The sequence below is a fragment of the Gordonibacter pamelaeae genome, assembly GCF_003340385.1.
Classification (GTDB): domain Bacteria; phylum Actinomycetota; class Coriobacteriia; order Coriobacteriales; family Eggerthellaceae; genus Gordonibacter; species Gordonibacter pamelaeae.
In genome coordinates this window covers 170,070-181,908 of sequence record NZ_PPTS01000001.1, presented here as the reverse complement: position 1 = coordinate 181,908, position 11,839 = coordinate 170,070, and the positions used below count along the sequence as shown (strand labels likewise).

Annotated in this window: 12 protein-coding genes and 1 pseudogene; 7 read left to right on the top strand and 6 right to left on the bottom strand. The window is 66.2% G+C overall.

The features are described 5' to 3' along the window. Positions 1 to 65: 65 nt before the first annotated feature. A complete protein-coding gene (locus C1877_RS00755) occupies positions 66 to 2,159 on the bottom strand; it encodes an efflux RND transporter permease subunit (RefSeq protein WP_114568094.1) in 2,094 nt (697 codons plus the stop codon). A 358-nt stretch (positions 2,160 to 2,517) separates the two neighbouring features. Here C1877_RS00755 and C1877_RS00750 point away from each other — a divergent pair, with 358 nt between their 5' ends. The 7 genes from C1877_RS00750 to C1877_RS00715 all read left to right on the top strand — a co-directional run bounded on the left by C1877_RS00750 (position 2,518) and on the right by C1877_RS00715 (position 8,925). Further along, on the top strand, positions 2,518 to 3,072 hold the full coding sequence (locus C1877_RS00750; RefSeq protein WP_015539167.1) for a TetR/AcrR family transcriptional regulator: 555 nt from the start codon (positions 2,518 to 2,520) through the stop codon (positions 3,070 to 3,072). A gap of 329 nt (positions 3,073 to 3,401) precedes the next feature. Continuing rightward, a complete protein-coding gene (locus C1877_RS00745) occupies positions 3,402 to 3,797 on the top strand; it encodes a molybdenum cofactor biosynthesis protein MoaE (RefSeq protein ID WP_015539168.1) in 396 nt (131 codons plus the stop codon). Positions 3,798 to 4,231: 434 nt separating this feature from the next. Next, the gene (locus tag C1877_RS00735) at positions 4,232 to 5,464 is read left to right on the top strand and encodes a molybdopterin molybdotransferase MoeA (protein ID WP_114568092.1); all 1,233 of its coding nucleotides are present in this window, start codon (positions 4,232 to 4,234) and stop codon (positions 5,462 to 5,464) included. Positions 5,465 to 5,734: 270 nt separating this feature from the next. Beyond that, positions 5,735 to 6,358, top strand: a complete 624-nt coding sequence (gene amaP / locus C1877_RS00730) for an alkaline shock response membrane anchor protein AmaP (protein ID WP_015539170.1) — start codon at positions 5,735 to 5,737, stop codon at positions 6,356 to 6,358. A 12-nt stretch (positions 6,359 to 6,370) separates the two neighbouring features. Continuing rightward, positions 6,371 to 6,940: a DUF2273 domain-containing protein gene (locus C1877_RS15550; protein ID WP_049784019.1), complete on the top strand. Its 570-nt coding sequence runs from the start codon at positions 6,371 to 6,373 to the stop codon at positions 6,938 to 6,940. Positions 6,941 to 7,019: 79 nt separating this feature from the next. Continuing rightward, complete coding sequence (locus tag C1877_RS00720) at positions 7,020 to 7,541, top strand: Asp23/Gls24 family envelope stress response protein (protein ID WP_041239138.1); 522 nt, start codon at positions 7,020 to 7,022, stop codon at positions 7,539 to 7,541. 184 nt (positions 7,542 to 7,725) lie between these two features. Beyond that, positions 7,726 to 8,925, top strand: a complete 1,200-nt coding sequence (locus tag C1877_RS00715; RefSeq protein WP_114568091.1) for an Mbeg1-like protein — start codon at positions 7,726 to 7,728, stop codon at positions 8,923 to 8,925. Here C1877_RS00715 and C1877_RS00710 read toward each other — a convergent pair. The 5 genes and pseudogenes from C1877_RS00710 to C1877_RS00695 form a co-directional block, all read right to left on the bottom strand. Further along, positions 8,922 to 9,905 carry a DUF6179 domain-containing protein gene (locus C1877_RS00710; RefSeq protein ID WP_114568090.1) on the bottom strand — a complete coding sequence of 328 codons (984 nt, stop codon included), beginning with the start codon at positions 9,903 to 9,905 and terminating at the stop codon, positions 8,922 to 8,924. The genes C1877_RS00715 and C1877_RS00710 overlap by 4 nt on opposite strands. Positions 9,906 to 9,912: 7 nt before the next feature. Continuing rightward, entirely contained in the window at positions 9,913 to 10,260 is a 348-nt protein-coding gene (locus C1877_RS15545; RefSeq protein WP_114568089.1) for a hypothetical protein, read from the bottom strand. Positions 10,261 to 10,291: 31 nt separating this feature from the next. Beyond that, positions 10,292 to 10,576, bottom strand: a pseudogene (locus tag C1877_RS15970) (DUF6323 family protein); the annotation flags it as partial. Positions 10,577 to 10,781: 205 nt separating this feature from the next. Beyond that, positions 10,782 to 11,003, bottom strand: coding sequence for a hypothetical protein (locus tag C1877_RS00700; RefSeq protein WP_015539174.1), 222 nt, complete (start codon positions 11,001 to 11,003; stop codon positions 10,782 to 10,784). Positions 11,004 to 11,030: 27 nt separating this feature from the next. Further along, a complete protein-coding gene (locus C1877_RS00695; RefSeq protein ID WP_041240109.1) occupies positions 11,031 to 11,780 on the bottom strand; it encodes an N-acetyltransferase in 750 nt (249 codons plus the stop codon). Positions 11,781 to 11,839: the final 59 nt, after the last annotated feature.

Genomic DNA, 11,839 nt, shown 5'->3' with positions numbered 1-11,839 from the left:
TCTCTCGGTATCGTCAGTCTTGCCCGACCCCGAACGCAGCGCCGATGCCGTTCTCTTCAGAAGCCTCATGAGCCAGCCTCCTTTTCCGTTTCCAAATGCCCGCCGCCGCGGAAGAAGCCCGCATGCCACGTGGTCTTTGCGATGAGCTTGTCGAATATGAGCAACGCGGCCGGCAGGAACGTGACCACGAGGAAGAACGACAGCAGCGTCCCGCGTGCCAGCAGCAAGCCCAAAAGCGACACGATGTTGTTCGTGGACGTGAGCCACAGCACGAGCCCCGCCGAGGTGAGGATGCTCGCCGACACCAGGATGCTCTGGAACGACGTGCCCAGCGTGCGCGCCAGCGCCTGACGCGGCGGCATGCTGCGCCGATGCTTGCGGTACGTGTCGGTGAACAGGATGGCGTAGTCCACCGTGGCACCCAGCTGCACGGTGTTGATAACCAAAAAGCCCAGGTAGTTCAGCGAATCGCCCGTGAAGTACGGCACGGCCAGGTTCAGGAAGATGGCCGACTCGATGGTGGCGATGAGGATGACGGGGAGCGTGGCGGATTTGAACGTCAGCACCAGCACCAGCAGGATGGCCGCAATGGCGATGAGGTTCGTCACCTGGTTGTCCTCCGTCACCACAGTGCGCATGTCGTAGAGGCTTGCCGCCATGCCGGTGACGAGGCCCGCATCCCCGTACAGGTCGTGTACCGCGGCGCGCACCTGCTCCACCACGGCGAAGGCCTCCGTCCCCTCTGACTCCGTGTCCGCGTACACCACGATGCGCGCATCGTGCTCCGAGTAGAACTGCTCGGTGACGGCGGGGTCCAGGAACCCGGTGGGGATGGCCGCGCCCACGGCGGTGGGATACGACAGCACGCTCGTGACGTGCGGGATCTGCTCAAGCCGCTCGGCCAGCTCCAGCTCGCGGCCTATGTCGCCCTTCGGCACCAGCACCACGGCGGGCGTGGACTGGCCGAACGCATCGTTGATGGCCTCGGTGTCGCGCGCCACACGGGTCTGGCTGCCCTCGGTCGATCCCATGCCGTAGGTGAACGAGGTGTTCGCCTGCGCCAGGAAGCACGGCACCACCAGCAGCAGCACGAGCGCGAACACGGGAATGCGCAGCGGCGCCAGCACCTTCCCCACACCCTTGAACGTGGGAAGGAACCGGCGGTGCTTCGTCTTGTCGATAAGCTTGTAGGCCACCAGCGTGAACGCCGGCAGGAACACCACCACGCACAAGAACGAGAACACGATGCCCTTGCACAGCGTGATACCCAGGTCGGCGCCGATCCGGAACTGCATGAAGCCGAGCGCCGCGAAGCCGAACAGCGTGGTGGCGGCCGAGGCGGCAATGGCGGAGAAGCTTTGCCTCATGGCCGTGCGCATAGCCCGCACCGGGTCGGGCTCTCCCTCGCGCGCCCGCTGGAACGCGTGCAGCAGGAAGATGGCGTAGTCCAGCGACACCGCCAGCTGCAAGATGGGCGCGATGGTGAACGCGATGTAGGACACCTCGCCCAAGAAGATGTTCGTACCCATGTTGAGCAGCACCGACACGCCGATGGCTAGCAGGAAGAACACCGGCTCGATCCACGAGGTGGTGGACAGCACCAAGATCAGCAGGATGAGCGGCACCAGGATGGCGAACGCATTGGCCACCTCGCCGCCGGCCATGGCCTTGGACTCGGCCGTGTTCACGGCCTGGCCGGTGGCGTTGCCGTCTTCGCCCACGATGTCGTAGATGGCTTGGAGCGCCTCGGTCTCCTGGCCGTTTGCCACGGTCACGTCGAACAGCGCGTGGCCGTCGCGGTAGTACTGATCCACGGCGGCGGGGTCCAGCATCTCAAGCGGCGTGCCCAGGTCAACCACGTCGTCCAGCCATAGCACGCCCTCTATGCCGGGCGCATCCGCCAGCTGCTGCTTGAACGCGAGGGCCTGCTCCACGTCTACGCCGTTCACCATGACGCGCGCGTTGGGCACGGCTGCGTCGAACTCGGCATCCATCTCCTCGAGCGCACGCGTGGACTCCGCCGACTTGGGCAGGTAGGACGTCAGGTCGTAGTTGATGGGAACGAACAGTGCCGCGATGCCCGACAGCAGGGCAAGCACCAGCGCCACCCCCACGATAGGGGCGCGATGATCCGTGACGAACGCGCTGAACCGCTCCACTGATGCGCCCTTCCTGCCACCGGTGCGACCCTTCAATCAGAGCAGTCGACGCGACCGCTCCGGCTTGGCAACACCATGTTGATTATCTTTCGCTGATACTGTTATATTGCATTATGCCGAATCTTCAACCGATGATCTTTTCAGATGTGTCGGCAAATCGACACTTTTGCCTCTGATGTCGGACGTTACCGAAAAATTGCACAATGACGGCGAAAAGACAGGCGGCCGGCAAGCAATCGGGCGGCGGACGGACAAGGGGCAGGCAAGCACTGGTCGAAAGCAATGGGCGTAAGGCGGTCGACGAGCGATCGGGGCGGCAAGGGAACCGGCGGGCCGGGCGAGCGAAAGGCGGGCGATCATGAAGCAGGACCATCGGGTACGGCTCACGAAGCTGCTGCTGCGCGAAGCGTTCCTCGACCTGCTCGTAGAGAAGCCGGTGGCGAAGATCACCGTGAAGGAGCTGTGCGAGCAGGCCAACGTCAACCGCGCCACGTTCTACGCGCACTACCGCGACCTCTTCGACCTGCACGAGGAGATCGAGCGCGACCTGGCGCACACCATCATGCGCTCCTTGAGCACCACGCTGCCCAGCCAGTCGCTCAGCGCGTTCAGCAACGAGATCTGCCGCATAATCGTTGACAACGAGCGCTCGTGCCAGGCCATCTTCGGCGAGCACGGCGACCCCGAGTTCCCCCTGCGCGTGGTGGAGACCCTGCGCGAGAGCAGCATCGCCCTATGGCGCCAGCAGCGCCCCGACCTGCCCGAGGCAGAGCTCGACCGCCTGTACACGTTCATGGCGAACGGCTGCCTCGCGGTCATCCGCTCGTGGGTGCGCAACGACATGGCCGACAGCCCTCAGGATATCGCCCGCTTCATAGAGAAGATGACCGATTACGGCCTCGCCGCCCTGTAGCTACGGCCTCGCCGCCCTATAGCATCCCGCGCCGAGCCTCGCCGCCCTGCAGCACCCTCGCCAGTGCTGCACCCGACCCGCTGTGAGCCGCAGACGTCGCTTCGACTTCTTGTAACGAGACGCGCCCTCATGAGCGGCCGAGCCCCCCCCCACAACCGACGGCCCCCTTACGTGGCGCAGGTCGGCGACAGCCTTCCCGGATGTTTCACGTGAAACATCCGTTCGTATATTGGCGCCTAGCTCCGTTTTTCATATTCCTACTAGATTGCTGTGTTTTTATTGCCCTCGATAGCGTATAATGGCGCTATCGAAACCGAGAAAGGGGAATCATGGCTCAGCAAGAACCGTCCATCGACCAGTGGCTCAAAGAGGCGAAGCAGGATCCGCAGGCCGCGCAGTGCGGCATGTTCCTCGCCCATAACGGCATCGTGCGCATCACGCCGAAGAAGCTCGTGCGCGAAGGCGTGGAGGGCCTGGGCGACGTGGCGCAGGTGGAGTTCTCGTACGATGCCGAGGGCGTCGCGGCGGCCGAGAAGGAAGCGCTCACGTGGCCCGGGGTATACTACGTGCGCACGTGGCTGAACGAGGGCGTGCTCAACGTGGGCGATTCCATCATGTACGTGCTGATCGGCGCCGATATCCGCCCGAACTGCATCGATGCGCTGCAGAAGCTCGTCGGCAAGATCAAGAACGACCTCGTGGTGGAGAAGGAGATCTACGCGTAGGACGCTCGCGCCACGGTTCCGCCAACCAAATAACGAACGAATGTTTCACGTGAAACATTCGCGAAGGAACGCGCGCAAGCGCGTTTTTTCGTGTTCGAGCGCGTTTCGTGCGCAAGCGCGTTTCGTGCGCAAGCGCGTTTCGTGCGCAAGCGCGTTTCGTGCGCAAGCGCGTTTCGTGCGCAAGCGCGTTTCGTGCGCAAGCGCGTTTCGTGCGCAAGCGCGTTTCGTGCGCAAGCGCGTTTCGTGCGCAAGTGCATTTCGCACATGACCGTTTTTTCGCGTGCCTTTAAGCCGATCCGCGCGCTTGCCGTCTCCTTCCCCGCCGGCCCCTTCCTTTTCTCGTTCCTCCTTCCTGATTAAATATCCTGATATCAAAATATTTCTTACGTACTATAATAAAGGCCAGTACATCCACACGAGCAGGGAGAGCCATCATGGGAGAGAAGATCATGCAGGGGTTTCCGTCGCGGGAGGAGGCGCTCGCGGACTTCTTCGCCGCTTGGGAGCCGCCGGCAGCTGCGACGGCCACCGAGCTGGTGAGCTTGGACGAGGCCATAGGGCGCGTGACGGCGCGTGACCTGGTATCGGCGAACACGCTGCCGGTGGTGCGCGCGTCGGCGTGCGACGGCATCGCCGTGAGGTCGGCGGCGTTCGCGGGAGGGCGGCCGGACACGAGCACCTGGGAGCTCGGCCGCGACTACGTGCGCGCCGACACCGGCGACGACTTCCCCGACGCCTACGACGCCGTCATCATGATAGAGAAGGCCGCCCTCCAGCCGGACGGCTCGGTCGTTCTCGATGACGACGTGCAGGTCGAGCCCGGCACGAACGTGCGCCAGGCGGGCGACACCATCAAAGCCGGCACGCCGCTCATGAAGGCCGGCCTGCCCATCCGCCCGACCGACCTGGCGGCGCTTGCCATGGGCGGCATCACGCTCGTGCCCGTGCGCCGCAAGCCGCGCATCGCGTTCATACCCACCGGCAGCGAGCTCGTGCCGGCCGGCATCGCGCCGCACCGCGGCCAGAACGTAGACACGAACAGCCTGATGGTGAAGCACATGCTCATCGAGTACGGCGCCGATCCCCTCGTCTTCCCCATCGTCCACGACGACGAGGCCGCCCTTGAGCGGGCGTTCGCCGAAGCGCTGGCCGTAGCCGATGCCGTGGTGGTCAACGGGGGGTCCGCCGTGGGCGAGGAGGACTTCAACGTGCGCATGATCGAGGCGCGCGGCCGCGTGGTGCACCACTACATCGCCGCCGTGCCGGGCCGCCCGCTCATGATGGCCGTGGCCGACGGCAAGCCCATCATCGACCTGCCCGGCCCCACGATGGCCGCCTACTACGGCACGCAATGGTGCCTGCAGGCCGTCGTCGCGCGCTTCCTGGGCGTGCCCGTGCGCAAAGCGCCCGTCGTGCAGGCCCGCGCAGCCGCCGCGGTGGGCGGGCCGCCCCAGATGGCGAACATCGCCCGCGTGAACCTGACCCGCGACGGCGATCCGGCGAACCCCACCGGCTACACCGCCGAATTCCTCAACTTCAAGGCCGGCGACCTGGCCGCCTGCATGGCCAGCAACGCCCAGCGCGTCTCCCCCATCGGCGAGCGCGGCTTCGAGGCCGGCAGCCTCGTGGACGTGGAGCTGCTGCGCGGCGAAGAGCTTATCGGCTAAGAAGCCCCGCAGCGGACCCTCTCGTCGGCAAGCACAAAGCGCTGTCCCTCCGCTCGACGCGCAAAGAGCGCGCATCGGCAAGGTCCGCCTGCAGGTCGATTCCGACGGGGCGCGAACGTCTTGCGCCCCGCCTTAACGGCCCGGCAATCGTCCGGCCGCACTTCCGTACAAGCGGTTACCGCCATCCATCCTTTCCCCTAGAGTAGTCGCACTCCATCCGACCGCGCGCCGCTCACCGCGATGCGCGCACGAGAAAGAAAGGCGGCATATATGGGAAAGTTCAAGCGCTTCTGCATGATCGTGTTCGTCGTCGCTGCCGTACTCGGCATCGGTGTGCTCGCGGCCCTGTGGTTCGCGTGGGAACCGCTGTTCCCCGCCATCGCGTGGCTCATGGCCATGCCCTGGTTCTACGTCGTGGAAGCCGTGCTCCTGGGCATCACGGCGGTGGGCCTGCTCGTGGTGCTCATCCGCGCGCTCACCGCGCCGGGCAAGAACTCGCAGCTTGAGATCGAGCGCGACAACGGCAGCATCGCCATCACGCAGAACGCCATCCAGTCCACGGTGAAGCACGTGGTGGAGGCGCACCACGGCCTGTCGACCGACAACGTGAAGGTCGATATCACCAACAAGCACGATCCGCGCATGGCCATCCATGCCAAGATCGATCCCGGCCGCAACGCCGAGCTGGGCGAGCTGGGCGCGAAGCTGCAGAACGAGATCTCCTCGACCCTCGAGGCGTTCACCGGCTACCCGGTGGATTCCGTGCGCATCACCTTCGCCGGCGACGCCGACGTGGTGACGCCCGCGTTCACGCAGCAGGCCACGAAGTACTCGGAAGACACGCACCGCCAGCACCAGACGCAGCCGGTGCCGGCCCATGCCGTGGGCAAGTAAGGAGGTGCGACCATGACGCAATCGGCCATACGCATACATCCGGCCCCGATGACGAAGAACCCGTCCAAGGCGGGCGCGGGCAAGGCGAACGCCAAGCAGAGCCGGCCCAAGCAGAGCGCGGCGCAGCAGGGCTCCACCGCCTCGGGCGCGGCCAAGGCCTACCAGCCCCAACAGCAGGCCAAGGCGGCGAAGGGCGACCCGGCCAAACCGAACCCCGACGCCCGCAAGGTGGGCGTCCCCGGCGCCGGCACCACCATGAGCGCGGACAAGACGCCGGGCCCCGAGGCGCAGACGCCCTCCGACGTCATCACGAACGCGGCCGCGAAGGCCCAGGAAGGGAAGACCGTCATGTTCGCCAGCATGCGCGCTGCCACGGCACCCTACCTGGAGAAGCACAGCCATACGGTGCTCTACGGCATCGTGGGCTTCGTCGCCGCGGCGCTCATCCTCATCGTAGGCTTCTGGCCAACGGTGCTGCTCGCGGTGTTCGCCGCCGTGGGCGTGGTCATCGGCCGCTACCGCGACGGCGACCAGAAAACCCGCGAGCGCATGAAGGGCATCCTGGAACGCATCAGCAGCTAGCAGCCCTGGCGTGCCCGGCCGCATGTCCGTCACGCCACCCTAACCGGTTTCAACCACCTGACGATAGAAAGGAACCACCATGTCCCAAGCAACCATGACCAAGCCCTCCTCCTCCGCCAAGAGCACGTACGACCCGTACGCGTCGATGGAAGGGCAGGACGCGAGCGCCAGCTCCTACCAGGCCGACAGCGTGCCGGCCGAGCCGCAGTACAAGCTCGTTATCGACGAGAACGTCGTGGAGAAGATCTCCTCGAAGGCCGCCCAGAAGATCGACGGGATCATCGACATGAAGGGCAACCTGCTCTCCCGCGTGCAGGAGGGCCTGGGCGGCAACGACAAGACGAAGGGCGTGGACGCCGACGTCGTCGACGACAAGAACACGAAGCTCGACCTGGACATCGTACTGGAATACGGCAAGTCCGCCACCGATGTGTTCGACCAGATCAAAAAGGTTGTCGGCCAGGATATCAAGGACATGACGGGGCTGAACGTCATCGAGATGACCGTGAACGTGGTCGACGTCATGACCCAGGACGAGTACGACCAGAAGAACGGCAACAACACCGACGACGGGCAGAGCGGTTACTCGAACGACCAGTAGAGACTCCCGCGCGTCGTGTTGCCGCACGCGCCCCGTCCGCATGCGGCGAAGGCCCGCCTCTCCTTCGGGTAGGCGGGCCTTGTACTGCCCGGCACCCCGCCCCTTCCGCGCGTCCCACCCGTCCCCGCTGCGAGCCGAAGCGCTACAATGGGGTGAACACGCCCACGTGCGGAGGAAGGCGCCCATGAACCTGCTCGACTACCTGGCGACGGAGTTCGCCCCGTTCGACGAGAAGCCGTTCAACCCGGTGGACTCGGCCGTGCTGTCCCAGTTCTGCATGGTGCGCGCCGAGGGGGTGGTGCCGGCGCTCCGCGAGCGCTCGTCGTTCCTCGACCTGGGCACCATCGTGGAGAACCTGCTGTCCCCCGCGCGCTCGGCCGTGCGCTTCGCCGACGCCCTGCGCGCCGAGCTGTACCCCTCCATGTTCACCGGTCTGGACCCCCATAGGGTGAAGGAGAACCTGCTGGCGCTGGCCGCAAGCCCGCGCTTCCGCGACATGCGCGTCCGCGATTACCTGAGCCTGTTCGACACCGACCGCCAGACGCAGTTCGCCGCCATGACGTTCGTCCATCGGAAGGACTTCGCCTACGTGGGCTTCCGCGGCACGGACACGTCGTTCACCGGCTGGCGCGAGAACTTCAACATGGCCTACACCGCCCCCGTCCCCGCACAGGAGCAGGCTGCACGCTACCTGCAGGCCGTCGCGCCGCGCGCACCGAAGCGCGTGTACGTGGGCGGCCACTCGAAGGGCGGCAACCTGGCCGTATACGCGGCGCTCAAGGCGCCGCCCGCCGTACAGCGGCGCATCGAGCTGGTGTACAGCCACGACGGGCCCGGCTTCAAGGCAGGCACGTTCGCACCCGCCGATTGGGCGCCGCTCGAGGGCCGCATCCACCGCACCGTGCCGCAGGACTCGGTCGTGGGCCTGCTCATGGAGTCGCACGTGCCGCCACGTGTGGTGAGGAGCACCGCCAAGGGCATCGACCAGCACAGCGTGTTCTCGTGGGAGGTGGCCGGCGACGACTTCCTCTACCTCGAGGGGCTCACCGACGGCGCGCAGCTCGCCGACGCCGTGCTCACCGAATGGCTGGCGCAGTTCAGCGACGAAGAGGCGGCCGTGGTGGTGGACGCGTTCTTCCAAGCCGTGGAAGCGTCGGGCGCGCGGGACGCCTCCGACCTGCTCTGCGGCGGCACGAAGGCGCTCGCCCTCGTGCCGGAGGCCGCCAAGAACATGGACCCCGGCGCCCGCGCCACGCTGCTCGCCGCGCTGAAGCCCCTCACCGAGATCGCCGCGCGGCGCCTCGCGCAGGGCGTCTCCGTGCTCTGGCCCGGCTCGCGGGCACCATCGCAGCCGCAAGCCGCGGAGCGCAGCGCAGGCGCCTAGCCCCAGCGGACGAACACGCCTTCCAGGCTGCGGCAGCGCAGGGCCGTGGCCACGCGCGGCGCCAGCTGGCCCGCCAGCCGGCGCACAGAAGCGCGCATGGGCCCGTCGTTAATGGCAAGGTCGTCGCAGGCCGCGTCCGCCGCCTCCTCTAGCTTCCTTGCCAGTACGCGCGGGGCGCACCCTGCAAGCCCGTCGGCGATGCGCACGTAGCCTGCCTCGTCCAGCTGCAGGCCGCGCACGTCGCAGCCTGCCAGCGCGCAGCCCACGGCGTTCGCGGCGACCGGCTCGAACAGGTTGAGTATCAACTCTCCGTACTGCGGATGCACCGCGCGCAGCAGGCGCCGGCATCTCCCGACATCGAACCGCTGCAGGAAGCGGTTCTCCATCAGCAGCCGCTCCAAATAGGCGTTCACGTAGTCCACGCCTTGCAGCGACTCCGGCACCGGCTGCGCCAGCGGGTAGTCGATGTCGGCCGGCACCTCGTGCGCGAAGAACCGCGGAACGTAACGCGCGCGGAACCCGCGCAGGCTCTCCAGCGTGTCCTTGAGCGCGATGCTCTCGAGCAGCGGCGCGGACAGGCACGCGTCCTTCCAGAGCGCCTCGGTGCGCGCGGCCTCGCGCTCGACCTGCGCGACGGCTCGCTCGAACACGGCTTCCGGGCCCTCGGTCGCAAGCGCCTGGACGAGGGCTGCGTCGGAGCACGGGTCGTCGGGATCAACGCCCAGCACGAAGCATGCGGAGGCAAGCAGCCGATGGGCGTCGTATTCGGGCAGCGAGCTGCTCTCGCCCATCGTGTAGAGCGCGACCTGCTTGGCGAGCACCTGCCAGAGCGCCAGCTGCACGTATTCGACAGAAGACGCGGCATGGGCAGGTTCGCCGCCTGCCGCCGCCATGGGACCAAGGCCCTGCGTGCGCTCTCCGGCCTCGCGCGTGGCGCCTGCGTCGCGCGTGCCGACAACCTGGCGCGCCTCGCCGCCCACCGTCCCGTCAGCCGAGGGACGATCCCCCGATGCGGCTGTTGGAGTCGAACCCGACGCGGTAGAGCTCGTGATAGCCGTCGTAGAAGCCGTCGGCGTACTCGTTGCCGGGGCGCTCCCATCGCTCGTCGTCCAGCACGCGGCTGAACTCGTCGCGCACGCGTTCCTCGGCTCCGTCATAGGCGGCCTCCTCCTCGAACTCCTCGCTCTGCGTCTTCTCGTCGTACGCGCCCGCCCGGCCGTGCGCCGCATACGCCCGCAGCGTTGCGACCGGAACATCGGCCAGCAGCTCCGCCGATCCCGCCGCCTCGCCATCGAACGTGTAACGCAGCGCTTCCACCAGGTCGTCGTCGGCCATCGGCTCGCCTGCCCCCCTCGGCGTCCTCCTTGCGACGGTAGAACACGTCCTGCACGTCCGCGATGACCTCGGCGTAGTTCTCCTGCGAGAGGTATGGCGAGTCGCAGAACCCGCGCACCAGCTCGCGCACCACCCCGCGCCCGAACTCCACGCGCCCCGTCGCGCGCAGCGCCTCGCCGCGGCGCTCGACCAGCTCCATCATCTGCGGCTCGGTTAGCCGCAGGCCGTGCTTCGCCGTCGCCTCGTTGCAGACGGCCAGATCCTCCCGCGCAGCGGCCCGTTGCAGCTGCGGCGGAATCGTCAGATCGAAACCCATGCGCATCACCTCGCACAGGGTTATACCGCGAACCCCGCGCACATGCACGACTCGACTTTTCACCCGTTTTGTGATATTATTTCCCCAGATGAAAGCGGAGAATTAATGAATCCTCCGCTTTTTTGACGCCCCAAGCGAACCCGTGCGCCGCAGATGCCAAGCGCTGCGCTCCCCAAATCCTATTTGATGAATATCGCGGTTCGTATCACAAGAACCACTCGAGGTGGCCGCAGTTCTGGCAGACGAGGACCGTGGCGCTCCGGTTCGCCCAATCGAGGTCGAGGAACGTGAGGCCCATCGTGTTGAGCTGCGCCGACCGCTCGTCGAACGCGGTGCCGCCGCAGTGCGCGCACGCCACCTGCCTGTCCGCGAACTCGTAACCGTCATTCCCGCTCAGTCCACGGTTGAAGCTTTCGAGAAAACCCATTCCACACCTCCTTTACCGGAGTTTCACCTACTTCTTGAGTATCCGCTTCAAATATGCGGTATCCAGCAGGTTCACGGTCTCGAACTTGCCTTTGTAGAACACGGCCCAGTTGTTGAACACGCAGGGCAGGTCCTTCGCCGCCTGCAGGGAATCAACCTGGATCAACGTCAGCGGAACCCCGTTCTCCTCGCAGTACCGCTGCACCGTGGCGATATGCCCGGGCACGTAGGGGCACTGGAAATCGTAGTAGATCGTCAGCTCGTCGCGCTCGATCCTCTGTGCCTTGGCGCGCGGCGTGAACGTCGGCACGGTGCCGTCGAACGACAGAGCGAGCAGCTCGTAGCCGTCGTCGGTGGCGTCCACCGCCTCGAAGCCGAACTTCTTCGCGAACGACTGGTCGGACAGCCACGACTTCTGCTTTTTCGAGCCCAGCATGCACACGCCCGCCTTGCCCTGTTCGCGCGCGTCGGCAAGGCAGTACTCCATGAGCGCGCGCCCATAGCCCTTCCCCTTGGAAGCGCCATACGCCCAGAGGCAGTACACGTACAGGTAGTTGTCGCCCACGATGGGAACCCATGCCGTCTCGAGCGGGGCGTACTCGATGAACACCGGGTCCTTCACCTGCAGCTTGCGGAACACGTGGCCCTCGCGCAGGCGGTCGGCGAGCCACGCACGTTTCGCCTCGACGCCTGGATGGGGCTTTTTGACGCGGATAATGCAGGAGAGATGCTCGTTGGCCAGGTTCTCCGGCGTGAGGTTGACGAATTCGGGCTCCATGGGCATCTCCGTCCTTTGCGATCGAGAAAGCGGCGCGCCCCGAAGGACGCGCCGCCCGG